The organism is Bradyrhizobium sp. HKCCYLRH3061, from assembly GCF_051168015.1.
In the GTDB taxonomy this organism is placed as follows: domain Bacteria; phylum Pseudomonadota; class Alphaproteobacteria; order Rhizobiales; family Xanthobacteraceae; genus Bradyrhizobium.
Map to the genome: position 1 here is coordinate 294,758 of NZ_JBNPUE010000002.1, position 24,476 is coordinate 319,233.

General features: G+C 63.3%; 25 protein-coding genes and 1 tRNA gene. 16 read left to right on the forward strand and 10 right to left on the reverse strand.

Going from position 1 to position 24,476, the window contains the following annotated elements; translation table 11 throughout:
• Window positions 1-39: 39 nt before the first annotated feature.
• The 8 genes from ACQR2C_RS05265 to ACQR2C_RS05300 form a co-directional block, all read right to left on the reverse strand.
• Window positions 40-1,014 carry an ABC transporter ATP-binding protein gene (locus ACQR2C_RS05265; protein WP_315801003.1) on the reverse strand — a complete coding sequence of 325 codons (975 nt, stop codon included), beginning with the start codon at window positions 1,012-1,014 and terminating at the stop codon, window positions 40-42.
• Complete coding sequence (locus ACQR2C_RS05270) at window positions 1,011-2,000, reverse strand: ABC transporter ATP-binding protein (RefSeq protein ID WP_315801004.1); 990 nt, start codon at window positions 1,998-2,000, stop codon at window positions 1,011-1,013. The genes ACQR2C_RS05265 and ACQR2C_RS05270 overlap by 4 nt, the downstream gene beginning before the upstream one ends.
• A 283-nt stretch (window positions 2,001-2,283) precedes the next feature.
• Window positions 2,284-3,201: an ABC transporter permease gene (locus ACQR2C_RS05275; protein ID WP_434880625.1), complete on the reverse strand. Its 918-nt coding sequence runs from the start codon at window positions 3,199-3,201 to the stop codon at window positions 2,284-2,286.
• A complete protein-coding gene (locus ACQR2C_RS05280) occupies window positions 3,198-4,139 on the reverse strand; it encodes an ABC transporter permease (protein ID WP_316237714.1) in 942 nt (313 codons plus the stop codon). Before ACQR2C_RS05280 ends, ACQR2C_RS05275 begins: the two co-directional genes overlap by 4 nt.
• Before the next feature lie 12 nt (window positions 4,140-4,151).
• Complete coding sequence (locus tag ACQR2C_RS05285) at window positions 4,152-5,753, reverse strand: ABC transporter substrate-binding protein (RefSeq protein WP_434880626.1); 1,602 nt, start codon at window positions 5,751-5,753, stop codon at window positions 4,152-4,154.
• A 225-nt stretch (window positions 5,754-5,978) separates the two neighbouring features.
• On the reverse strand, window positions 5,979-6,935 hold the full coding sequence (locus tag ACQR2C_RS05290; RefSeq protein WP_434880627.1) for an N-carbamoyl-D-amino-acid hydrolase: 957 nt from the start codon (window positions 6,933-6,935) through the stop codon (window positions 5,979-5,981).
• A gap of 75 nt (window positions 6,936-7,010) precedes the next feature.
• Complete coding sequence (locus ACQR2C_RS05295) at window positions 7,011-8,540, reverse strand: aldehyde dehydrogenase family protein (protein WP_434880628.1); 1,530 nt, start codon at window positions 8,538-8,540, stop codon at window positions 7,011-7,013.
• Complete coding sequence (locus ACQR2C_RS05300; protein WP_434880629.1) at window positions 8,537-9,433, reverse strand: NAD(P)-dependent oxidoreductase; 897 nt, start codon at window positions 9,431-9,433, stop codon at window positions 8,537-8,539. Before ACQR2C_RS05300 ends, ACQR2C_RS05295 begins: the two co-directional genes overlap by 4 nt.
• 107 nt (window positions 9,434-9,540) lie before the next feature.
• Here ACQR2C_RS05300 and ACQR2C_RS05305 point away from each other — a divergent pair, with 107 nt between their 5' ends.
• The 13 genes from ACQR2C_RS05305 to ACQR2C_RS05365 all read left to right on the forward strand — a co-directional run bounded on the left by ACQR2C_RS05305 (window position 9,541) and on the right by ACQR2C_RS05365 (window position 19,472).
• A complete protein-coding gene (locus tag ACQR2C_RS05305; RefSeq protein ID WP_434880630.1) occupies window positions 9,541-10,497 on the forward strand; it encodes a LysR family transcriptional regulator in 957 nt (318 codons plus the stop codon).
• Window positions 10,498-10,580: 83 nt separating this feature from the next.
• Entirely contained in the window at window positions 10,581-10,904 is a 324-nt protein-coding gene (locus tag ACQR2C_RS05310) for a hypothetical protein (RefSeq protein ID WP_316216017.1), read from the forward strand.
• Between the two features lie 290 nt (window positions 10,905-11,194).
• Window positions 11,195-11,365, forward strand: a complete 171-nt coding sequence (locus ACQR2C_RS05315; protein ID WP_434880631.1) for a hypothetical protein — start codon at window positions 11,195-11,197, stop codon at window positions 11,363-11,365.
• Window positions 11,328-12,350 carry a hypothetical protein gene (locus ACQR2C_RS05320; protein ID WP_434880632.1) on the forward strand — a complete coding sequence of 341 codons (1,023 nt, stop codon included), beginning with the start codon at window positions 11,328-11,330 and terminating at the stop codon, window positions 12,348-12,350. The genes ACQR2C_RS05315 and ACQR2C_RS05320 overlap by 38 nt, the downstream gene beginning before the upstream one ends.
• A 58-nt stretch (window positions 12,351-12,408) precedes the next feature.
• Complete coding sequence (locus ACQR2C_RS05325) at window positions 12,409-12,672, forward strand: hypothetical protein (RefSeq protein ID WP_434880633.1); 264 nt, start codon at window positions 12,409-12,411, stop codon at window positions 12,670-12,672.
• A complete protein-coding gene (locus tag ACQR2C_RS05330) occupies window positions 12,669-13,088 on the forward strand; it encodes a hypothetical protein (protein ID WP_434880634.1) in 420 nt (139 codons plus the stop codon). Before ACQR2C_RS05325 ends, ACQR2C_RS05330 begins: the two co-directional genes overlap by 4 nt.
• A complete protein-coding gene (locus tag ACQR2C_RS05335) occupies window positions 13,085-13,453 on the forward strand; it encodes a hypothetical protein (RefSeq protein ID WP_434880635.1) in 369 nt (122 codons plus the stop codon). The genes ACQR2C_RS05330 and ACQR2C_RS05335 overlap by 4 nt, the downstream gene beginning before the upstream one ends.
• 74 nt (window positions 13,454-13,527) lie before the next feature.
• Window positions 13,528-14,634, forward strand: a complete 1,107-nt coding sequence (locus tag ACQR2C_RS05340; protein WP_434880636.1) for a hypothetical protein — start codon at window positions 13,528-13,530, stop codon at window positions 14,632-14,634.
• A 228-nt stretch (window positions 14,635-14,862) separates the two neighbouring features.
• Window positions 14,863-15,327: a hypothetical protein gene (locus ACQR2C_RS05345; RefSeq protein WP_434880637.1), complete on the forward strand. Its 465-nt coding sequence runs from the start codon at window positions 14,863-14,865 to the stop codon at window positions 15,325-15,327.
• A 28-nt stretch (window positions 15,328-15,355) separates the two neighbouring features.
• Window positions 15,356-17,221: a phage terminase large subunit family protein gene (locus ACQR2C_RS05350; protein ID WP_434880638.1), complete on the forward strand. Its 1,866-nt coding sequence runs from the start codon at window positions 15,356-15,358 to the stop codon at window positions 17,219-17,221.
• A gap of 147 nt (window positions 17,222-17,368) precedes the next feature.
• A complete protein-coding gene (locus ACQR2C_RS05355) occupies window positions 17,369-18,220 on the forward strand; it encodes a GIY-YIG nuclease family protein (protein WP_434880639.1) in 852 nt (283 codons plus the stop codon).
• A gap of 37 nt (window positions 18,221-18,257) precedes the next feature.
• Window positions 18,258-18,821 carry a hypothetical protein gene (locus tag ACQR2C_RS05360; RefSeq protein ID WP_434880640.1) on the forward strand — a complete coding sequence of 188 codons (564 nt, stop codon included), beginning with the start codon at window positions 18,258-18,260 and terminating at the stop codon, window positions 18,819-18,821.
• A gap of 228 nt (window positions 18,822-19,049) precedes the next feature.
• Entirely contained in the window at window positions 19,050-19,472 is a 423-nt protein-coding gene (locus ACQR2C_RS05365; protein WP_434880641.1) for a hypothetical protein, read from the forward strand.
• A 541-nt stretch (window positions 19,473-20,013) separates the two neighbouring features.
• On the opposite strand, the gene ACQR2C_RS05370 is transcribed toward ACQR2C_RS05365, so the two are convergent.
• Complete coding sequence (locus ACQR2C_RS05370) at window positions 20,014-21,591, reverse strand: ATP-binding protein (protein ID WP_434880642.1); 1,578 nt, start codon at window positions 21,589-21,591, stop codon at window positions 20,014-20,016.
• 172 nt (window positions 21,592-21,763) lie between these two features.
• On the opposite strand from ACQR2C_RS05370, the gene ACQR2C_RS05375 reads away from it, so the two are divergent.
• From ACQR2C_RS05375 to ACQR2C_RS05385, 3 genes are read left to right on the forward strand one after another with little or no spacing between them, the layout of a single operon-like run.
• Window positions 21,764-22,378, forward strand: coding sequence for a hypothetical protein (locus tag ACQR2C_RS05375; protein ID WP_434880643.1), 615 nt, complete (start codon window positions 21,764-21,766; stop codon window positions 22,376-22,378).
• On the forward strand, window positions 22,375-22,797 hold the full coding sequence (locus tag ACQR2C_RS05380; protein ID WP_434880644.1) for a hypothetical protein: 423 nt from the start codon (window positions 22,375-22,377) through the stop codon (window positions 22,795-22,797). The genes ACQR2C_RS05375 and ACQR2C_RS05380 overlap by 4 nt, the downstream gene beginning before the upstream one ends.
• Window positions 22,797-24,047: a hypothetical protein gene (locus ACQR2C_RS05385; protein WP_434880645.1), complete on the forward strand. Its 1,251-nt coding sequence runs from the start codon at window positions 22,797-22,799 to the stop codon at window positions 24,045-24,047. The genes ACQR2C_RS05380 and ACQR2C_RS05385 overlap by 1 nt, the downstream gene beginning before the upstream one ends.
• 56 nt (window positions 24,048-24,103) lie before the next feature.
• On the opposite strand, the gene ACQR2C_RS05390 is transcribed toward ACQR2C_RS05385, so the two are convergent.
• A tRNA-Gly gene (locus ACQR2C_RS05390) sits at window positions 24,104-24,177 on the reverse strand.
• Window positions 24,178-24,476: the final 299 nt, after the last annotated feature.

The window sequence follows — 24,476 nt, forward strand, 5'->3', positions numbered from 1 at the left end:
CTTCGGCGGCCGCTTTGCCAATCCTGCGCAAGGACGTAACTACACATTCTCCAAATGGCACGCCACCCACTGGTCCTCGCCTTTCAGCCGCAGCTCGGGAGCCTCTACGCGGCAGCGGTCGAAGGCCAGGGGGCAGCGGGTGTTGAAGCGGCAGCCTTTGGGCGGGTTGACCGGGCTCGGAACGTCGCCCTTGAGGATGATCGGTGTGCGCTCGGCGCCGGGTTCGGGAATGGGCACGGCTGACAGCAGCGCCTTGGTGTAGGGATGACCCGGTGTGGCAAAGATCTGCCGCCTTGGCGCCATCTCGACGATCTTGCCGAGATACATCACCGCCACGCGGTGCGTCATGTGCTCGACGATCGCGAGGTCGTGGCTGATGAACAGCAGCGCCAGGCCGAACTCGCGCTGCAGATCCTGCAGCAGGTTGACGATCTGCGCCTTGACGGAGACGTCGAGCGCGGAGACCGCCTCGTCGCAGACGATCAGGTCCGGCTTGGCGGCGAGCGCGCGGGCGATGCCGATGCGCTGGCGCTGGCCGCCGGAGAATTCGTGCGGCCGGCGGTTCACCGCGTCGCGCGGCAGCCGCACGATCTCCATCAGCTCGGCGATGCGCGCGTCGCGCTCCGCGGCGGTCTTCGCGAGGCCGAAATTGTTGATCGGCTCGGCCAGGATGTCGCGGATCCGCATCCTTGGATTGAGGCTGGAGAACGGATCCTGGAAAACGACCTGGACGCGGCGGCGCATCTCGCGCAGGCTGCCAGGGGGAAGATCGTCGATGCGCTGGCCGTCGAGCACGATCTGGCCGGCGGTGACGTCGAACAGCCGCAGGATGGCGCGGCCGACCGTCGACTTGCCGCAGCCGGATTCGCCGACCAGGGAGAGCGTCTCGCCGCGCGCGATCTCGAATGACACGCCGTCGACCGCATGCACCTTGCTCTTGCTGCGGCCGAACAGCCCGCTGGAGATCGGGAAGTGCTTCTTGAGGTCGTTGACCTGGAGCAGCGGCATGGTCATGCGGCAGCCTGCTCCTTGGCGGCGAAATGACAGGCGGCGATGTGGTGCGCGGCCTTCTGCTCCAGCCCCGGCGCATATTGACGGCACAGGTCGGTCGCGAGCGCGCAGCGGCCGGCGAACACGCAGCCTTCGATGCGCTGCTTCAAATCCGGCACCTGGCCGGGGATCTCGGCGAGGCGCTTCGTCTCGCCCGACAGCGACGAGCCGAGCTTGGGCAGCGCGCCGAGCAGGCCTTGCGTGTAGGGATGGCGGGGGGTGCGGAACAGCTCCTTGACCGGCGCTTCCTCGACCTTGCGTCCCGCATACATCACCATCACGCGCTCGGCGACCTCGGCGACGACGCCGAGATCATGGGTGATCAGGATGATCGCGGCGCCGACGCGCTGCTTCAGCTCCAGCATCAGCTTGAGGATCTGCGCCTGGATGGTGACGTCGAGCGCGGTGGTCGGCTCATCCGCGATCAGGAGCTTTGGATTGCAGGCCAACGCCATCGCGATCATCACGCGCTGGCGCATGCCGCCGGACAGCTGGTGCGGATATTCGCGCACGCGCCGTGCCGGCTCAGGGATTCCGACGAGAGTCAGCATCTCCACCGCGCGCGCCTCGGCCTGCGCCTGGTCGAGCCCCTGGTGCAGCCGCAGAGTCTCGCCGATCTGGCGGCCGACGGTCAGCACCGGGTTGAGGCTGGTCATCGGCTCCTGGAAGATCATCGAGATGTCGTTGCCGCGGAGCTGACGCATCTCGCGGTCGGACAGCGTCAGGATGTCCCGGCCCTCGAGCAGAATCGAGCCCGCGATCTTGCCCGGCGGCTCCGGAATCAGCCGCATCATCGACATCGAGGTGACGGACTTGCCGCAGCCGGATTCGCCGACGATGGCGAGCGTCTCGCCCGGGTTGACGTGGAAGGAGACGCCGTCGACGGCACGGTTGATGCCGGTCGGCGTACGGAAATGGACCTGGAGGTTCTCGACCTCGAGCAGCGGCATCAGATCGGCTCCCGGCCGCGGTTTGGGGCCTCATGCGGAGACATAGGGGCCTCATGGTTCGAGACGCGTCGCGCATTGCGACTGCCGAATATCACGACCAACTCGGCGCGGCGCTCCTCACCATGAGGCGTTAGCGCCGAGGCCGGTGCTGCACATCGGCGATGAGCAGCGTCGCCATGTGAAATGCTCCCACCCCTCACCCTGAGGAGCCCGCCGAAGGCGGGTGTCTCGAAGGGCCAGGCCCCTGCTCGGACCTCGTGGCTCGCCCGCCTCACTCCGCTGCTCATGGTGATTTGGCCATGCGCGGATCGAGCGCGTCGCGCAGGCCGTCGCCAACGAGGTTGACGGCGAGCACGGTCACCGACAGGAACGCGGCCGGGAAGAACACGATGTAGGGCTTGACCTGCCACAGCGCGCGGCCCTCGGCCATGATGTTGCCCCAGGAGGGAATCGTCGGCGGCGTGCCGGCGCCGATGAAGGACAGGATCGCCTCGGTGATCATGGCGCTGGCGCAGATGTAGGTCGCCTGCACCAGCATCGGCGCCATGGTGTTGGGCAGGATGTGGCGCAGGATGACCATCGGCGTGCGCGTGCCCGACGCGACCGCGCCGTCGACATAGGGCTGCTCGCGCAGGGACAGCACGACGCCGCGCACGAGTCGTGCGACGCGCGGAATCTCGGCGATGGTGATGGCGAGGATGACATTGCCGACGCTGCCGCGCGTGAGCGCCATCAGCGCCACCGCGAGCAGGATCGGCGGGATCGACATCAGCCCGTCCATGCAGCGCATCAGCACGCCGTCGGCCCAGCGCAGGAAGCCGGCCACGAGGCCGATCGCAAGCCCGATCAGCGATGCCGCCAGCGCCACCGACAGCCCGACCGTGAGCGAGACGCGCGTGCCATAGAGCACGCGCGAATAGACGTCGCGTCCGAGCGCGTCGGTGCCGAACCAGAAATCCGCCGACGGCAGCCGGGTGCGCTTGGCCGGCGCGATCGCGGTAGGATCGACGGTGAACAGGAACGGCGCGAACACGCCGATGATGACGAGCATCAACAGCAGCGCGCCGCCGATCGCGACCGTCGGATGATTGCGCAGGAAGCCGAGGGCGCCGCGCCGGATCTTTGGCGCGACCATCAGGTCCGGCAGAACAGGCGCGACGACGAGGCCTGGCGGCGGAGAGGTTGTGGTCGTGGCGGTCAATAGCGGATCCTCGGGTCGACCAGGGTGTAGGTGATGTCGATCAGGAGATTGACGAGCACGTAGACGAAGCTGAACAACAGCACGATGCCCTGGATCACCGGATAGTCACGGCGCAGGATGGCATCGATGGTGAGGCGGCCGAGGCCAGGGATCGCGAACACGCTCTCGGTGACGACGGCGCCGCCGATCAGGAGCGCGATGCCGATGCCGACCACGGTGACGATCGGCACAGCGGCGTTCTTCAGCGCGTGGATGAACAGGATGCCGCCCTGCCCCAGGCCCTTGGCGCGGGCGGTGCGGATGTAGTCCTGCTGCAGCACTTCGAGCATTGCGGCGCGGGTGATGCGCGCGATCAGCGCGATGTAGACGCAGCCGAGCGCGACCGCCGGCAGGATCAGGTTCTGCAGCCACGGCCAGAATCCCTGGGCGAGCGGCGTGTAGCCCTGCACCGGCAGCCAATCGAACTTCAGCGCGAAGACGTAGGCGAGGATGTAGCCGACCACGAACACCGGCACCGAGAAGCCGAACACGGCGAACGCCATGATGATCCGGTCGATCCAGGTGCCGGCCTTCCACGCCGCGATGACGCCGAGCGGCACGGCGATGACGATGGTGAGACACAGCGTCACCATCATCAGCGACAAGGTCGGCTCGATGCGCTGGGCGATCATCGAAGCCACCGGGAGATTGGTGAAGATCGAGGTGCCCAGATCGAAGTGCAGCAGGCGCCACACCCAGCTTCCGAACTGGACCAGGAAGGGCTGGTCCAGTCCGAGATTGGCGCGGATGCGCTCGACATCGGCCGGGCTCGCCTGGTCGCCCGCGATCACCACGGCCGGATCGCCCGGCGCGATGTAGAGCAGGCTGAAGACGAACAGCGCGACGATCGCCATCACCGGCAAGGTCGACAGCACGCGTCGGAGCGCATAAGCGAGCATGGATGTCAGTGCCTATGCGGTCTTCGACACGCCCCAGAACAGCGGGATCGGCCCCTTGGTCACGCCGGAGACGGTCTTGCGCCACGCAGTGTAGCCGAGGAAGAAGCCGGTCGGCGCGAACACGACGTCGTCGATCGCAGCCTTGTTGATGCGGCCGGCCACGACCTTCTCCTCATCGAGCGACTTCGCGTTGAACCAGTTGGTGATCTCCTTCTCCACCGGCTCGCTGTTCGGCCAGCCGAACCAGGCCTTGTCGCCATTGGCGCGCAGCGCGTTGTAGGCAGCCGGATTGATGCAGTCGGCGCCGGCGTGCCAAGTGTGGAACATGTGCCAGCCGCCCTGCGCCGGCGGCGTTTTCAAGGCGCGGCGGGCACCGACCGTGCCCCAGTCGGTCGCGACGAAATCGACGTTCATGCCGAGCTTCTTCAGCAGATCCGCGGTGACGTCGCCGAACGCCTTGGTGATCGGCTGATCCTGCGCGACGAGGCAGGTGATCGGCTCGCCCTTGTAGCCGGCTTCCTCCAGCAGCTTCTTGGCTTTGGCCAGGTCGCGCTTGCCCTTCAGGATATCGCCGCCTTCCTCGGTATAGAGCGGCGTGCCGGGTGTGAACACGCCCGGCAGCGGCTTCCACAGCGCGTTGTCGTCGCCGACCAGCGCGCGCATGTAGTCCTCCTGGCTCATCGCCATCAGGATGGCCTGGCGCGCCTTCACGTTGTTGAACGGCGGGTACAGATGGTTGATGCGGAACGCACCGACATTGCCGAGGGGATCGCCGATGTCGACGCCGATGTTCTTGTTGCCCTTCAGCACCGGCACGAGATCGGTGATCGGGTTCTCCCACCAGTCGACCTCGCCGTTCTGCAGCGCCGCAGCCGCGGTCGCGGGGTCCGGCATGATCACCCATTCGACGCGATCGACCAGCACCTGCTTGCCGCCGGCGAGCCACACCGGCTTCTCCTGGCGCGGCACGTAGTCGGTGAACTTCTCGAACACCGCCTTGGCGCCTGGCACCCATTCGCCCTTGACGAACTTGAACGGGCCGGAGCCGATATATTCGGACATCTGCTTGAACGGATCGGTCTGCGCGATGCGCTCGGGCATGATGAAGGCGCACGGCGCGTTGCCCTTGCCGAGCGCGAACAGCATCTTCGGATAAGGCTGCTTCAGCACCCATTTGAAGGTCTTGTCGTCGACCGCCGTGAGCTCGTTCTGGATCGCCTTGAGCATCAGGCCCATCGGATCGCGCGCCGACCAGCGCGTGAGGCTCGCGACGACGTCCTTGGCGAGCACCGGCTCGCCGTCGTGGAATTTGAGGCCGGGACGCAGCTTGAAGGTCCAGGTCAGGCCGTCGGAGGACACCTCCTCCGATTCCACCATCTGGCGCTGCGGCACGAACTGATCGTCGATGCCGTACAGCGTATCCCACACCATCGCGGCTGCGTTGCGCACGACATATTGGGTGCCCCAGATCGGATCGAAATTGGCGAGATTGGCCTGTGGCACAAAACGCAAGGTGCGTGCGGCAGCGCCTTGGGCGATCGCCGGCGCCGCAAGTCCCGTCAGCGCCAGACCACCCGCGCCCGCCAATCCCTTCAATACCGTTCTGCGATCCATGTTCTCTCCTGATGCAACATGCCCAAGTTCAATTGCCGAAATTGTAAGCAAGGCCCATGCCACGCGTGTGGAGCGCGTTCATTTGAACGCAAATGAGGCATGGGGCGCAAGCCTATCGAAGCCCGGGCGAGCGCAGCGACCCCGGGTTCTCCGAGACTCCTCGTGTGAACCCGCATGTCGCTGCGCTCATGCGGGCTACGGACTTGCGCGCGATTGCCGAACGCATCATGCCTTCCGCACCGGCGAGCCGTCGGCCATCAGCGTCTCGCCCTTGCGCTCGACGATCATGCCGTAAGCGTGCGGCTGGCGATGGACGTCGAAGTTGAAGATCGTCTGCTTGTAGGATCTGCACAAATCGAGGTCACAGCGTGCCAGCGCGATCTCGTCGCCCTTGGTGGCGCAGGCCGCGACGATCTCGCCTGAAGGGGCGATGATGCAGCTGCCGGCGATGTGGTCGATGCCCTCCTCGATGCCGCCCTTGGCGACGCCGATCACCCAGGTGCCGTTCTGATAGGCACCTGACTGCATCACGAGGCGGTTGTGGAACAGCGAGAGGTCATCATGTTCCGGCGCCGGCGGGTTGTGCACCGGCGTGTTGTAGCCGATCAGCACCATCTCGACGCCTTGCAGCCCCATCACGCGATAGGTCTCGGGCCAGCGGCGGTCGTTGCAGATCGCCATGCCGATGACGCCGCCGAAGGCGCCGGCGACGCCAAAGCTCTTGCCCGGTTCGAAATAGCGCTTTTCCAGATGCTGGAACTTGCGCCACGGCTCGTGCTCGGCATGTCCCGGCAGATGCACCTTGCGGTATTTCGAGACGATGGTGCCTGTCTTGTCGACGAGAATGGCGGTGTTGTAGCGGTGCACGATGCCGTCCTCGACTGCGAGTTCGGCATAGCCCAGGCAGAAGCCGATCCGCAGATCCCTCGCGAGCGAGAACAAGACCTGCGTCTCCGGCCCCGGCATCTCGCGCTCGAAATATTGATCGATCTCGGCCTGATCGGCCATGTACCAGCGCGGGAAGAACGTCGTCAGCGCGAGCTCGGGATAAACGATCAGGTCGCAGCCATTGGCGTGCGCCTGCCGCATCAACGCCATCAGTCGCGCAACCACCGCGGTCCGTGTTTCGCTCTTGGCAATCGGGCCGAGCTGACCAATGGCGACGTTGACGAAGCGCGGCATGTTTCCGTTCCTTATTTCGGAACTAAGTGGTCGTTCCGTGGCGCGCAGCTCTTGCACCGATCATGCCACGCCCGCTCAATCGCGCAAGCCCGGCGCGTAGCCGAACGCCACGGCCGGCTCGGCCGCGGTCTCGACCCAAACGCTTTTCACCTGCGTGTATTCGTACAGCGCCTCGCTGCCGGAGGAGCGGCCATGGCCACTGTTGTTATAGCCGCCGAACGGCGAGGCGACGTTGATGGTCTTGTAGGCGTTGATCCAGAACGTGCCGGCCTTGACCTGCGCTGCGACGCGATGCGCGCGCGCGACGTCCCTGGTCCACACCGCGCCAGCGAGGCCGAACTCGCTGTCATTGGCGATCGCGATCGCCTCTTCTTCGGTGTCGAAACGGATCGCGGCGACGACCGGGCCGAACACCTCCTTGCGCGCGATGCCCATGGCGTTGGTGACGTTCTTGAGCACGGTCGGCTTGACGAAATATCCGCCGTCCTGCGCCACGCCATCTGCGCCAGCGACGATCTCCGCGCCCTCGGCTGCGCCTTCGGCGATCAATGACAGCACATGGTCATATTGCCTGGCGTTGTTGATCGGCCCGATCTCGGTGTCCGCCGACAGCGGATCGCCGCATCTGATCTTCGCCGCGCCTTGCGCGACCAGATCGACGAAGCGGTCATAGACCGCGCCCTGCACCAACAGCCTGGAGCCCGCGACGCAGCTCTGGCCGGCGCCGCCGAAGATCGCGGCCTGCGCGCCGACGGCGGCACGTTCGAGATCGGCATCGGCGAACACGATGTTGGCGGACTTGCCGCCGAGCTCGAGCACCGACGGCAGCAGCCTGCGCGCCGCGGCCTCACCGATCAGCCGCCCGGTCGGCACCGAGCCGACGAACACGACCTTCTTCACGGCGGGCTGGCCGAGCGCCGCCTGCCCCGTGGTGTGGCCGAAACCCGCGAGCACGTTGACGACGCCCTTCGGCAGGCCCGCGCGTTCGGCAATGCTTGCGAGCGCCAGCGACGTCAGCGGCGTCAGCTCCGAGGGTTTGAGCAGCACGGCGTTGCCCATGCTGATCGCCGGTGCGATCTGCCATCCCGCGGTGAAGACTGGCGCGTTCCACGGCGTGATCTGCAGCACCACGCCCATCGGTTCGCGGCGCGTGTAGTTGAGATGGCTTGACGGCACCGGGATGACGTCGCCGTGGAATTTGTCCGCCCAGCCCGCATAATACTCGAACATCTCCGCGACCTTGACGACTTCGCCCCTGGTGTCGCGGATCGGCTTGCCGGCGGACAGCGCTTCCAGATGCGCCAGCGGCTCGGCTGCGACGAGGATCGCCCGCGCCACCGCCTGCATCACCCGGCCGCGGCCCGCGGCGGTCAGCTTCGCCCATTCCGCCTGCCCCGCCGCCGCGACACAAGCCGCTTTCGCGGCGACGTCGGCGCCGGCATCGGCGTAGGTGAACAGCAATCGGCCAGTGGCGGGATCATTCACCGAGACCGTCGCGCCATCGCCGACGATCAGGTGACCGCCGACATGGGAGCCAACGGCCTCCAAGTCAGGCCAGAACGGCAGCGTGGCGGCGCGCAGGCGGGGATCGATGAAATGGGTCATGGCGGCACGCTCACGGCTTTCGGCATCGGACCGAGCCGCAGCTCGACGATGCGGTTGAAATCATCGGCGTCGGCGATGCTGGCGGCGCTGTCGGCCCAGATGCGTGCGGTATCTGCAGCGATGGGCAGCGCAAGGCCGAGCTCCCCAATGAACTGCGCCGCGAGCCTGACGTCCTTGCGCATCAGCTGCATAGTGAAGCCGGAATCGAAGGCGCCGTTGAGAATCCAATCGGGTACGTTGACGAGCGTGACGCCGGAGCGGCCGGAGCCGGCATTCAGGCCTTCGAGCAGCCGCCCGGCATCGACGCCCGCCGCGTCGGCGATGCGCAGCGCCTCCGCAGCGGTGAGCAGATGCGCGGCGCAGAGCAGGTTGTTGACGATCTTGGCGACGTTGCCGGCGCCGACGCCGCCGACATGGACGCGCTTGGCGCTCATCCGCTCCAGCACCGGCAGCACGCGCGCAAGATCATCGCCGTCGGCGCCGATCACCATCGTCATGGTGCCCGCCGCCGCGCCCTTCGGCCCGCCGCTGACCGGCGCATCGACAAAGCCCATGCCGCGCGCCTTGAGAAGGGCTGCAAGCCGGCGCGAAGTCTCGGGATGCGAGGTCGAGGTGTCGACGATGACGACACCGGCTTTGGCCTGCGCGAGGATGCCGCCGGCGCCCTCCACGACATCGGCGACGATGCCGGCGGTCGGCAGCGACAGGATCACGATGTCGGCGGCGGCGACCACGCCGCCGATGCTGTCGACGACCACAATACCCTCGGCCGGCAGCGCCGCGCGCGTCGCGGCCAGCGTGTCGTAGCCGGTGACGGCAAAGCCGGCGCCCTTCAGCGTCAGCGCCATGCCGCGCCCCATCCTGCCAAGTCCGATGATACCGACTGCGGTCACGATGCCTCCTGCCAGATCTGCTACCGCAACGTAGCCGCGCCAATCCGGGGCAGACATCAGGGTCCTCCGCCGCTAGTGTTGCCCTCAGGTCAACACGTTCCGAAGCCATGTCCGCCCTGCTCGATCATCACCGCCTGCACTATCTGCACGAGGCGATCCGCCTCGGCTCGGTGCGCGCCGCCGCCGAAGCGCTCGACGTCAACGCGTCGGTGATCAGCCGGCAGATCGCGCTGCTGGAGAACGAGCTCGGCCTCACTTTGCTCGAGCGCCTCAGCCGCGGCATCCGCGCCACCGCGGCCGGCGCGCTGCTGGTCGAGCGCTTCCGGCAATGGCAGGCCGACCAGGCCGACACCGTCGCCAAGCTGCGGGAGTTGCAGGGGCTCAAACGCGGCCACATCGACATCGTGCTCGGCGAGGGTTTCGTCAGCGACCTGATGTCGGGGCCGCTCGGCCGGTTCTGGCAGCGCCATCCCGACCTCACGATGTCGTTCGACCTCGCCGGCACCAACGAGGTCGTCAATGCCGTGGCCGAAGACCGCCATCACATCGGCCTGGTGTTCAACCCGTCAGCCGATCCACGCATCCGGATCGCCACCGCGAGCCGGCAGCCGCTCTGCGCGATCATGCCGCCGGATCACGCGCTGGCGCGGCTCGGCCGTCCCTTGCGCCTGCGCGAGCTCGCCGACCACCCGCTCGGCCTGATGCATGCAAGCTACGGCACGCGTCAGATCGTGGCGATGGCGGAGGCCGCCGAGCGCATCGCTCTGTCGCCGAAGCTCATCACCAGCTCGATCAACGTGCTCCGCCACTTCGTCAAGGGCGGCCTCGGCCTGACGCTCCTGCCCGCCTTCGCGATCGCCGCCGATCTTGCCGACGGCTCGCTCGCCGCGGTGCCGGTCGACAACCGCCTGCTGTCGTCGAGCGAAGCCTGCGTCATCACCCGGCGCGGCCGCGAGCTGCCGCATGCCGCCAGCCACCTGCTCCGCTTTCTCAGCGGCCAGATGCGGGCGTTCCGGGTCGGCGGAGCCGCCGGCAAGACCAGGACACGCGGCGCCGGACGTTGACCCCTGCCGGTCACCGCGGATCGTTTCCGGTTGCGCTGGCACAGGGGTTGAGATTGGATGTTGCAATTTCGGGAGTCGATCTCATGCGCCACGTTCTCGCGATCGCTTTCGGCCTGTGGGCGGCGACAGCAGCTCAGGCCGAGACCTGCCAGCTCATCGGCAACCAGATCCTGTGCGACGACGGGACGTCGGGGCAGCGGATCGGCAACAATACCTATTGGAACGACGGCTCCTCGTCGCAGCAGATCGGGCGCTTCACCTACAACAACGACGGCAGCAGCTCGCAGCAGATCGGCAATCACACCTACTACAGCGATGGCACGTCGGCGCATACGATCGGAAACACGACCTATTTCAGCGACGGCAGGACGTGCCGGCGGATGGGCAATCGCGTCGCTTGCGACTGATCGGCCGGACCGGCTGGGGAGTCTGCACCGACGACCAGGGAAACCGACGTCCCCAGAAGATTGGGACTGCGACATCGCGTGAGCGCCCCATGACGAGGATCGCTTCTGGTCGGATGACGGAGTGGCCGCGGAAGCCTTGGAGCGGGTGAAGGGAATCGAACCCTCGTATTCAGCTTGGAAGGGTTTCGGCGGCTGAAGCCGATCAAGGCCCATTCGGACAAAACCACCCTAAACGTCAGCATTGAAGCCTTTGCGGTTTTTGCCGCCGTCCGAATGCGGAGGGCTGCCCCATGATCGCAACCTGCCGCCTCGAACACCAGAACGACGACCACCGCGCCGATCGCGACCACCTGCACGTCGTCGAGCGCGACGGCGCCAGCAATGACGAGGCGAATGGCGGCGCCTACGGCGCCGGCCTGCACAATGACGCACCGCCGCTACGGGCGCGCGATCCACCCTGACAGCAAACGGCCGCCCCTCCTGATCGAGGGACGGCCGCTGAATGCAACGTGGCCGACGTACACCGGGCGGGCGGACGGCGGTCAAAAAGAAAACCTCTCGCACGAGGCCACCGTGAATTTATCCGAACCATGTACTGCCCGCAAGCCGCCGCCGCGCTCCGTCAAAGCAATTCGACACCGCCTGATCGCTGCGAAGTACCGCGCCGCAGCTCGCGACAAGCAGGATCGTCCGAAGCGGCTGATGGGTAACCTCCGCATGCGCGAGTTCGAACGGCTCCTGAAACATCGGGACGGGCGGCACCTCCCGGCAGACGAACACGGGCGCAACTACGTCATGATCGCCTTCCACCACATTGCCGTGGCGGGCGTCGACGTTGTCGAGCGCTGTCGCGGGTGGGCTGCCGTATGGGCACCATGGATGCCGCCCGAGGAGGCCGAGGCGCTGGCACATATGGCCGCCGGCGATCCGCAGCGGTACAAAGCCGCCCGCCTGGGCGAGCTTCTCGGCCTGACCGACGTCGAAAGGACGGCGCTGAAGATCAGGACGATTTGGGCCTGCGACGTGGCCGAGACACCCGCAGAACGCCGCAAGCGCAAGGACCGGGAACGCAAACGGGAGGACCGCGCTGGCAAGCCCAAGCGGGTTCCACTCAGCCAGACCGAGCCATGGAAAGCGGCAGGCATCAGCCGCGCCACGTATTACCGCCGCAAGGCCAAGACCGGTGAGACTAATCGTGTCCACACTAACCTTGTGGCTCCTACTGTGGACGCGAATTGTCTCAAACCTCGCGGAGGCTCCGTAAAGAGGCCTTTCGAAGGGAGGTTCCGCCTCGCAGATGTGCCCAAAGCAAAAATCCCAGGGATGAGAGGTGCGCGGACCGGCAAGTGCTGCACGAAATTGGCGAAGGAGATCATCCCCGCCGCCATCGCAGATGAGGAAATGGCGCGTCGGCGGATCGGCGCGGCTGTTGGGCGACGATGGTGACGGCCATGGCCCATGTGCAGTCAGATTTGTTCGCTGCCGCCCAGAGGACGATCTTGCCATGCCGTCCGATCCTGATGCCGGATACTGGCAAGCGATGATGGACCTCGCCGACGATCAGCCGGCCGACACTGATGCCGCCGACGATGATACCGGATCGGTGGTCGACATAGAGGCCGTTCGCATCGAGTTGCGACAATGGCAGATGGACGGCTTGGCCGGCCGGCACCGCACCGAGGCGCAGCGCGATCGTGTTGCCGCTCTGTGGCGGCAGATCGACGAAGACCATCGGCGCAGCATGAAGCGAGAGGGCGGCGACCGATGACGACGTTGCGAGAAATCGAGCGGCTCACCGAGCCCGGCAATCGGCAGCAGCGACGTGCGAGGCGCGCCAGGATCACTCGCTTCAGTAGGAGACAGAGCGGCATACTCGACACGGCACTGTTGAGCATAGGCGAGATCAATCGGCATCCACGCCATCAACTTTTCTTTCGCGCGGCCGCGTTCTGGCGCGAGAGGAGCTGCCCAAGCTGTTTTGTCTGCGGAGAGCCGCTTCCCTTTCCTGCGGCCTTCCTATTCGCCACGGCTGGCGCGACGCCAACGCAAGCTGCTGTGTCAGGCATGTGCGCTAACTGCTGGCGCCACGGTGACGAAGTTGAGATCGATGACGCGGCAACGCGCGTGCTCCACGAGGTGGCGCCGGGCGGGCACTTCCTCGATCCGCGCGCGGTGCTGCCATGAAGCCATTGCGCGCGATCGACGTCGCGAGCGCCGAGCTGATTGACGACAACGCCGTCATGATGACGCGCGGGCCGGGGCATCGGCTCCCTGCGACAGTTCGGGCGCTTCGCGAGCGCGACCGGCTGTTGCGCGGTGCCGTGAACCGTTTCTGTGTCGGTATGTCCGCGAGTGGCGCGGCAACGAAGCTGGCGCGCGCCTTGGCGGTTTATCGGAGCACCGCATGGCGACGGGATCGTACTGAGACGTCATGTCCGCAGCGTCATCTCGGCTCGTTGCGCGAAGTCTGCTGGCGCATCCTGCAGGCGCGCGATGCGCCGATCGCAGCACGCACGATCCGCCGCGCGCTCGGCGGCAATGGCGACTAATAAGATCGCGCACGCAGGCTATTCGTGGCCAACGCCTGCCGCCATGGTGGTGGTCGATAAGTAGGAGGACAACCATGGCAAGATCGTTTGAACAGGCACCGTGGGACGCTACAAACATCATTCCAGGTTTCTCGCCTGGCCTTCCGCCGTCGCTCGACGTCGTCGAGCTGCTGCCAGCGTCGCGGCGACCGCTTCTGCTTTCGCTGCGCCAACGCGCCGAAGATGCGATGAACCTGCAACGGCCGCTGTTTGATCAGCTTGGCGAGCTACGCGCTGACCAGCACCGGCTCAAAGCGCGGATCGCCCACCTGAAGACACCGCGCGGCCAGGGCGGTCCGGGTCTGGATGACGACGACGTGAGTGTGATCGACGCCGCGCGCAAGCTCGCCGCCGTCGACGCCGAGATGACCCGGCTGAACGAACTGCTCGAGACCAGGCAGGCCCGCTCGCGCAGTGCTGGAGCGTCGGTGACAAATTTAGAAGGCTGGCTTCGGACAGGCCGGCCGGGCGGCACGGCGATCGTTCCTGCCGACGGTATCGACGTCGCCTCGGTTCTGAAGAAGGGCGAGACGGTCGCGGCGGCGCTCGATCGCATCCGTCATCGCCTCCGCGAGCTGGACGCCGACGAGCACCGCGTCAAATCCGCACCCCTACCAGCTGCACACGCCAAGGCTCAGGCGCGCGCGGCTATCGAGCAACTGGCCGAGCGCGGCATGCCGGACGTTTCCGCGCTGGTCGAAGCAGGACACGCCATCGGCTGGCCGCTGACCATGCAACGGTTGGGGCTGGCCGCTATCGTGGGGAAAACCGGCGATCAGATTGTTGGCAACGCTATGGGCGAAATCATCGATACGGCGGCGCTGTTCGTTTGGCTGCATCGAGACGCCTTGGTCGCACGCCTCGAACGGGAGATTGATGCCATTACCGATGACGCTGCCGCGCTGTCGCCGCAGGATCGCGAACGAAAGCTCTCCGAGATCGCGCAAGACAAGCTGGCGATCGAGCGGTCCGAAGCTTCTCTGGTCTGGTCGTTGCAACGTGACGGCCTGCCGGTCGAGCACCGCACCGACGCCGACCCGCGCGCCGTGCTCGGCGTCGAGCTGCAGGTCACCGCAGAACCGGAAGGCAGCAAATCGCGCGGCATGGCCGCCAAGGCGGTGCAAGTCATCGAGACACGTTGATGGCTCGGCCGCCAGCCCGGTCCAGAGCCTTCTTCGTCAGACATGACGCAGGTTTCGATTAGGCGGCCCGTAGTGCGATGGCTGTCCCAGGCAGGGAATGGAGGGGGCAGAGGAGAGAACGGGCCTGTGGGAGGCCCCTCGAGGCCTTACGGGTCCTTTGGAGCCGAGATGAACCGAGGGGTACGCGCGACCGCGGCGTGTTCCTAGCCGCAGGGGAGATTTCAAGGCATGAAAACTGAACCCGTCACCGCCGCTGAACTGTCCCGCCTGCTCGGCATTGCCAGGGGCACCGTCAGCAATCTGGCGAGCGATGGCGTTCTGCCGCGCGACGGCCGTGGGACCTTCGATCCGTCGAAGGCCGTGCAGGCATACATCAAGCACAAGGTGGCGTCGGCGACAGCGGGCGATGAGAACGTCGCGAGCTTGACAGCAGAGCGGTCCCGCCTGGCTCGATTGAAGGCCGACCGCGCCGAGATCGAAGCCAGGACGATGGCCGGCGAGCTTGTCCCGGCCGCCGACATCGAGGCGGCGTGGCTGAAGGTCGTGGTGGTCGTCCGCGCCCGCATTCTGGCGATCCCGACGAAGCTGGCAACGCGGATTATCGGGCTCAAGACACCCGCCGAAGCTGAAGCTCTGCTCCGGAAAGAAGTTCATGCAGCCCTTGCCGAGATCAGTATCACTCCCGCCGTCTGAGGCGCTGGACAGCGTCACGGCTCGGGCGTTGGCCGGGTTCGCGCCGCCGCCGATGTTGACCGTGTCGGAGTGGGCGGACCGCGAGCGCATCCTGTCACCGGAAGCGAGCGCGGAAGCCGGTCGCTGGGACACCGCGCGCGCCGAATACCTGCGCGGCGTCATGGATGCGATGACGACCCCGGCTGTGCGCTGCGTGGTTGTCGCGAAGGCATCGCAGGTCGGCTACACCGAATGTCTGGGCAACATCGTCGGCTATTTCGTCGACCAAGACCCCGGCTCGATGCTGGTCGTGCAGCCGACGGTCGAAATGGGCGAGGCCTGGTCGAAGGATCGCCTTGTGCCGATGCTGAGGGACACGCCGCGTCTCGCCGGCAAGGTATCGGCACCGCAATCGCGTGATGCGAGCAACACGCTCCGGCAGAAGCAGTTTCCCGGCGGCCGTCTGGCGATCGTTGGCGCGAACTCGCCTGCAGGTCTCGCATCGAGGCCCGTGCGTATCGTCCTCGCCGACGAGGTCGATCGCTGGCCCGTCAGTGCGGGATCGGAAGGCGATCCGCTGGCGCTCGCCGCAAAGCGGCAGGCGACGTTCTGGAACAGGAAGACGCTGGTCGGCTCGACGCCGACATTGAAGGGCACAAGCGTCATCTGGCGTGAGTGGCTCGCATCAGATCAGCGCAAGTTCTTCGTGCCTTGCCCAGACTGCAACGAGCCGCAGGTGCTCGTCTGGTCTAACGTTCGCTGGGACAAGGCGCAGAGCGGCAAGCACTTGGCTGGCACCGCGCACTATGTTTGCGAGCACTGTGGATCGATCTGGACCGATGCCGATCGTCACGACTCGGTCGCGCGCGGTCACTGGCGGGCGACGAACGCCGAAGGTGCTGCACATGGCGTCGCCGGTTTCCACATCTCCGCACTGATCTCGCCATGGGTGGCTTTGTCGGACGTGGTGACGGAATTCCTCGCCGCGCGGAAGGATGCGGCGCTGTTACAGGTCTGGACGAACACGGTCCTGGGCGAACCATTCGAGGAGGAACGCGAAGTGGTCGAAGCAACATCGTTGATGACGCGCGGCGAGAACTATGGGCTGCAATCGGTCCCAGAGACCGTGCGTTTCCTCACAGCGGGCGTCGATACGCAAGGCGACCGGCTCGAAGTGCAGATTGTCGGCTGGGGACCGTTCGAGGAAAGCTGGGCGGTGCGCTATGCAGTGCTGCCCGGTGATCCGGCGCAGCAGTACGTCTGGGATCAGCTTGACGCCGTTCTGCGAGAAACCTATTGCCGGGAGGACGGTCGCGAGATGCGCGTGAGGCTTACCGCGATCGACAGCGGCGGACACCATGCGCACGCCGTGCATTCCTATTGCCGGCGGCGCAAAGGCGTTGTGGCGGTCCGAGGCGTTGCCGGTGCGAAACCGATCTGGTCGGGCCGCGCGAGCAAGACCAAGGCCGGGTATCGCGTCTTTTGGGTTGGTGTGGATACCGCGAAGGACGTCATCTACTCGCGGCTGCGGTTCACCGAGCCAGGTCCCGGCTACATGCATTTTCCCGTTGGCGGTATGTTCGGTGATGAATATTTCCGGCAACTGACGTCGGAGGAAGTCCAGACCCGCTACAGCGAGGGGCGGCCGTATCGCGTCTGGATGCTACCCGGCGGCCGGCGCAATGAGGCTTTGGACACCGCGGTCTATGCGCTTGCCGCGCGCCAGGCGTTGCCCTACCGGCTCGACACCGCGGCGCCAAAGCCGCGTCCGCCGGCACCGCCGCCGGCGCCATTGACTGCTGATGAATTCGTTGCACTCGCCGAAAAGGTGCCGCCGGCGCCGCCACCTCCGCAATATCGAACCGGGTTGCGTCGGGGTCGGATGATCGTGCGCAGCTCCTTCCTTGCCCGATAAGCCAGAGCGCCTTTGCCAAGGTGTTCCTCCCTGTCTTCTGTGCCCATCGGGTTGCCCACTGCAATAGCGGCTTGCCTGTCCCTCACGGTTGGGCGATCCTCTGGCTTGTGCGCATGGATCGGCCAGATGGAGCTAAACGAATTATTGATGGTCAAGGGTATCGATCCGCGCGAAGCTATCGTGTTTCGCCATCGACCCACTGAGCCCGAACTGAACAAGGTCTTTCCGCTTCTAGCGGCGGAGCGGCCCGACCTGTACAACGCCTATCAACAGACGCATGGCGAAAAAGTCGAAAATGCCCTGCGGTCAGCCAAGTACGTGGTTTCGTTCATCCGGCATGGCTCCGGCAAAGCGCTATTCGTCGGAGCGTACGCTCTTGGAAAATCAAAGTCTCTCACGCATGCGCAGTATTGGCGCGTTCCGGCGCACGTCGAATTGAAGAAATTCGGGATGCGCGGGTTTATTGCGGGCCGCAGATCAAGTTGTTTGTGGTTCGACCTGAAGCCGATGAATTTCTATTCCGAGTGGAAAGGCAAGCTGATCGTAGACTGGCCACCGCCGGAGCGCTCTTGGTGGCGACGTGCCCATCGCAACAAGATGCCAATTCACGCGATCCTAGAGGATAGCGCCCTCGACGCCGCGATGCAAAAGTGGAATGAGCTAGACTTTAGTTGGAGTCAACTCAGCGTCTTGCCGAAACGCTGGCAGGCCAAGCTCGCCGAGTGGCGCGGCATCTACTACATCTTCGATAGCTCCGATGCAAAGGGCTATGTCGGCTCGGCTTACGGCGCAGACAATCTCCTAGGCAGATGGCAACACTATGGGACATCGGGACATGGAGGAAACAAGCTTCTTCGCCGGCGTGATCCCGCGAATTTTCGCTTCACGATCCTCGAACTGGTGTCTCCAACCATGCCTGCCGAAGAAGTTCAATGGCTCGAAAGCAACTGGAAAGAGCGGCTGCACACCCGCCAACCTTACGGTCTCAATGACAATTGAGTAGAATGTGGAACCAATACCACGGAGGTCCTAGGGCGTGGGACAAGAAAGCGAGTTTGTTGCAATTGCGTTAGCGGCTGCTGAACGGATCCTGTCCTCGCCACTTGTTGTTAAACGAGGTCAACCGCTGCTGTACGAGGTCCTAGTTGATAACAATCTGAAACTGACGGTCGATCCAACGCACCCCATCCGTGGTGAAAGCGCGTTTCAAACCGATCTGTGCATCTTGGAGAAAAAGCAGGAGATCGAAGTTCCCCGCGTCGTACTGGAATTCAAGACCCGAATAACTACTCACGACGTCCTCACCTATAGTGCTAAAGCGCGCAAACATAAGCAAGTGTACCCCTACCTTCGGTATGGCATAGTAGCGTCTGAGGAGCTGCAAGTGCCTCGACGGTTTTTCATTCACAACGATGCGTTGGATTTCTTTGCCGCTTTGAAGAACATCAGAGGGTCGAATGATCTTGACCGCTTCTTTACGGACTTTCTCAAAGCAGAAGTCGAAACATCGAGGCGAATGGAAAAAATCACCTTTGGTGGAGGGCGATCTAATGTATTCAGGTCCGAGATTTTCGTAGATCAGTTTGTCAAAAAGGCATAGGTCTCTACACGCTCCTGTGCAACCTATAAGATTATCCCCCCCAAAAAAACAAACCCATTTCCGCGCGCTTTTGCGATGTCTACCTTATCGGCAACTCTTCCGAGGTAGTCGACCTATAATGCGAAGCATATTGAACGTTGTCGAAGCGCACGTTCGGCCATCAAAGGCGCGTCCACGATCTCGTTCGCCGGGAGTTAGCCTATTACTGAAGCAAGATGGAGCACGGAAATGTGCCAGCAATGGCTTAGCATCATAGGTTTGATGCTCGATATCTCTGGATTTCTACTGATCGCTCGGGAATGGTACGAAATGTTCCGGCGCTACATCAACGAGAGAGAGCTTGAGATCAGCGAATTTTATGCCCGCTACTTTGCGCGAATGGAAGGGAGATCGCGAACCGAATACGAGATGGATGAGGACAACTATTCGTTGGGCAGACATATGGGAATGGGCCTGCGGGAGGATGTAAGACATCGTCTTAAACTGTTTGGGTTTGGTGTGGTACTTGTAGTCTTTGGCTTCTTGGGGCAGGCACTTGGATCGGTACCCGGCGGAGTGCCAGGTACTGGCCTTCAAAGCTGCTCAACGTTCGGCTTCGCTCCACCAACGTTATCAGCACCAGCGATAGTCAGCACCCCTTCAAGCCGATGAGAGGCACGTCGTCGGCTAAGTTCAATGGTGAAGGACCGATACGCCCGCGGACGTTAGCAGCAAGGGGTCAACGGGACTGTTTTGGAGGTCGATCATAGGCGTCGACATGTCTCGAACCTCGAGAGCATAACCTCTCAATACCGGGAGATCACTGGCCGTCCGATCCATTTGACCCGGCCACGCGTGTATATGGAACGCCATATTGAGCTCTCACCGCTTTGCCAGACGCTCCACTGGCCATGTCGCGTATCCATCCGCGTCCAATGCTCGGCTTCCCGCCCCGGGGAAGCTGTAGCCCATTTGCGCTCGTCAAGGTTTGCACCATCGCAAGGCGATGAGGCCCAAGCCCGCAGTTGCGAAAACTGTCAAGTGGGCGCCAAAAGAACCGTCCGTCTTCACATTGCGTTGCCGGACGTTCGACCACCAATATGCGTAAGCGAAAGTCAGGACCAAAGGCAACAAGGCCAACCATCCTGAAAACCGACTGCACATCATAGCTGTTCGCGCGTATTGGACGTAGAGGCGGCGCGTGGCATTTCGGCTACGCTTGGTAGGGAATGATTTCCTCAGGCTTAAGGATCGCCCGACGAATGGAACGATAGTCGTCGGGGGGGACGTCGACATAGGTACCTTCATCCGCAGCGAGAAGTCCACCGGGCGCACGGGATGTCGATATCAGGTCGACGTAACAACCATAGTCAATCTTGTATACGTGATAGCGTCTGCCCGGCTCGTCGTTTGAAGCGATGCTTTTTTTGAGAAGATGAAGAAGGCGGGCATCGTACAAGCGGTCGATCTCGGTCGAACTAGATGCTGCAGGAAAAAGGAAGGCTCTGGTACGCCTATTTTCAATAACCTCATTGATGATGTGATTTAGAACGTCTGCGAGTACAGGCGCACTCTTAGTGACGGACATCTTGTCCTGTTGATACCATTCTCGCGCCGCCTTCCTCACGTCCGTAACGCCGATCTTGCGGCCGAAAGCGATGCGTCCCATTGCTGCAGCCAAATTCAGAGCATCGCGCGGGACGCCTTCAATGGCACGAACATACTCCTCAAATGCCGTGACTTGCGTGAAGGCGGCAGAGATCAGTTTGTCGGCCGTGTCGATTAAGGGGTTGGCTCGCTCGCCCACCTGGTAGTGCTTGAAGATCAGGTTCTTGAAGAACTCGGTGGCACGACGCTGATCCACATCGTACACGACGAAATCATCAAGATTGATATCGGCGGTCACATCGGCCCCGATCTCGATGCCTACGTATGATCCCCCGGACCCAAGCTCCGCGAATTGCGACCTGTGTTCAATCGCAGCGATTTTTACGATCATGCGCGGTTGCGGGAGGATCGTGCGGCGGATCAGATCAGCTAAGTAGGGTTGGAGATCGATTGGTATCTCGCTCCATTCGTCGATTAGCAGCCAAATTGTTGGTGAGCCGAGAACGTCCACCAAGCCTGAGAGTGCCCCCTGAAGCGGTCCGAAATCTATGCTTATCGAGGCCTCTCCCGAATGTTTCGTGCGGTTCATATCGGTGACGGCGTTCTTTCTGCCAAACCCGCCCGATAATTCCACAGTCTTCATGTCAGATTTACCGGAGAGAGTCTTGTTCGTTTCTTGGGCCTCCGAGGTTGTCTTTTCTTCTTCGACGGTCCCCTTAACCTCGACGGAACGTATTGCTGCGCCAAGGTCGTCAAGCCGCATGGTGATCTGCTGTGCATCCCTTGCGTTGTCGATTTGCTCGATAGCGATCGCGGTCAATTCCTGCTCGACCGCTTCAAGCACATCAATGATCAAGCGAGACGCCCGCTCGGCTAGAGTGCGCTTGCCATCCGAGTAGATCGAGCCGTTTGATCCGACAGACCGGAGATCAACGTAGATCGGCATATCTTGGCGAGCTCGAAGCGTCTCCGCCAAGTATTTAAGCGCGTGGGTTTTGCCTGTTCCCCGTCTTCCGTAAAAGACCTGATGATTGCGGCTCGATAGCTGGATGAAGAGAGGCTCCGCGTCTACGAATGTGCGAGCAAGGATATCCTGAGACACCTTCTCGGCTCGACGATCGAATTGCATAAACGTCGCTTGGATTTGCTGTACCATTTCGACTTCACTGGTAGCATCGGGCATTGTCAAGTTTCCCAGATCGGTGACCGGCTCAGCCAGCAAATGATCGGCGCGCTAGGGTATCACATACCCGTGACAAAAACCCTTCGGCCGTTAGCAACGTCTCGTCTATACCAACCTGCTCGGCTACCTCCCATGTGGCCCGCCTTACTTGGAGGTCGTCATGTGACCATTCATGGACGGCTCGCACAAATCTGTCTCGGACAATAGGCGACACCTGCAGCGACATGCGTGCCAGGCTGGTAAACAGCGCGGCCTCCTTGAGAAGTTCGATCGTCCTTTCAGGTATCACATCACACTGATCTTTGCGAAATACAGCCATTTCGGTGAAGAAGTCTTGCAATGTCTCAAGCGGCGCGTCGGCATACACTGTCATTACGATGGTCTCCGGCCTGCTCCCTTCAGCATTATCGGCGCTTCCTCCAAGCAATTGCCGCCGCAAGCCCTCGCACCAATGATAAGCGGCGCTTTTCTTGCGATGGAATTCCGCAAGATTCGCAACATCTTGGGCTGCTTGATATGTTGTCTACACAAGATGTTGTGGATGGGTGCAGCTTCGAATATATATGTTTGCGTTGTGTTCACAAAAGCTTTTGCGACGGGGACGACCCTGATGAAAACGCCACGAAGAAAGCGGCGCCCCATGCAGCGCGGCCCGCTGACGAAAATGCTCGTAAACGTGCCGGACGATCTTCGGGCTTGGCTGCGAGACCAAGCGGCGCGATCTAACATGTCGATGACGAGCCTGATCGTCGCTGCGGTCCGTGAGCGGATGGAGCGGACTGCGTGACGGAGCTTTCCGCAACCATCGAGGTTCTGGCTGAGCGACTTCACAGCGGCGCCAACCTGCTCGACCGATTGCGTGCGCGAAACGCCAGCCGGCCCAAGCGCGCCGCGAGCCACCTCGACGATATGGACGCGCTGATGGCGCGCATCACGGCACGGGGTGCGGCTGATTTTGCGGTGTACCAGGCGGCGCATCAGGATGATGAGGAGGAGGTATCAGCTAAGCCTGTACGCAAGCGCAGGCCCTTAGTATTTCGTGAACGCGACATTACCCGCGCCATCGCCGGTGCCTTGAAGGCCGGCCTCAGTGTCCAGCGCACTGAGATCGACGTCACAGGTCGCATCGTGATCGTCACCGGCCGGCCGGAGCCAACCGATCTTGTGCCGGATGAGACGCCGAAGACGCTGCGGGAGCTGATCTGATGAAACCGCCTCGCACCGCCCTGCCCTTGCCGCGCTACGTCGAGCGCAAGCTGACGAAGGCCGGATGGGGCTACTTTTGGCATTTGCCAACGTGGGCCAAGAAGGCCGGCTGTCCAATTCATAACGAACCTCTTGGCCTCGATTACGATACTGCGGTGAAGCGCGCCGAAACGATCCTGTTACCGGCCTTCGATGCGTGGCGATCGGGCGACCGCGCCATTGCATCCACACAGCGGCCAACTGTGGCGCAGATAGGCACGCTGGATTGGGTGTTCGCAGAGTATCGCGCTGACCGCCGCTACACCAAGCTGGACGGCAAGACGAAGCGCAACCATGAGCACGGCTTCAAGATCGTTGGTGGCTACGTCCTGAAGGACGGCTCACGGCTTGGAGCCCGCCGCGTCGGTCTAATCGACACTAGTGTCACCGATGCACTCTACGAGAAGCTGTTGGTGCTGACCGACGACGGCGGCAATATAATCGGTGAGCGCCGCACCACCGTCAATCACGCGATGAAGTCCTGTCGGCGCGCTTGGAATGTGTGCGCCCGCCGCAATCCCGGCAGGCTGCCGTTGGTCAACCCATTCGCGCAGATGGGCCTACGTTCGTCCGACCGCCAGACGCCGACCGCGACCTATGAGCAGTTGCAGACGTTCCGCACCAAGGCCAAAGAGATGGGCCTTCCGTCACTGGCAACCGCCGCGCTAATCGGCTGGGAGTGGCTGCAGCGCGAGACCGACATCTTCGCGACCTTCGACGTGTCGCACTATCGGCCGAAGGAGCATCCGAACATGGTGCGCGTGGTCGACGAAAAGACGCGGGCCGAAAGTTGGATTCCACTGTTCGACGATGCAGGCGTGCCGCTCTATCCCGAACTGATGGCGGAACTGGATGCGATCAAGCGTGAGCGTATCGGTGGCCTGATGCTTTGCCGCGACTGGGGCAATCGTGGTCCGTGGCCAACATGGCCCAAGCCCGACATGCCCGACTTCACGCACACGAGCCGCAAGGTGAAGGAAGTGATTCGCGCAACCGATTTGCCCGACGAGTTGTCGTTTGCGTCATTCCGCCACGGCGGCCTGACCGAGACAGGGGACGCAGAACTGACCGATCGCGAGATACTGGCGCAGAGCCGGCACACGACGGTCAAGGTGCTGCCGAAGTACGTCAAGCGGACGACGAGACAGATCGCCACTGGCACCAGGAAGCGGCGCGCAGTTCGAACAAAAGCCGATCAGGTGTCCGAATGAGCGGTAGCCGACTTGTCCGAATGGAAATTAAAGATGCGCGAAGCTCTTGAAATCATTGGAGCGGGTGAAGGGAATCGAACCCTCGTATTCAGCTTGGAAGGCTGCTGCTCTACCATTGAGCTACACCCGCATCGGGGCGTTCCCTAACATGGTCCGCGGCGGCTCTCAACCTCTTCGCCACGGGGTCTGGAGGCGGATGCATCGGGATCCGCGGTTGGAACGGCCGGAATCGAGCGGAATCCGCGACCCGAGCCGCAGCGCAGCACGACGGCGGCGGCTGGTGGGTTCCGTAATCGGCCCCCCTACCCTCGCGGCCCGGACCATCCTATATTCCGGTCACCATCAACAACGAAAGGAGGTGATCCAGTGTCTTTCACCAAGCGCTGTCACCTCGCTGGGATCGCCCGCTGAGCGGCTCTTCATGAGCGA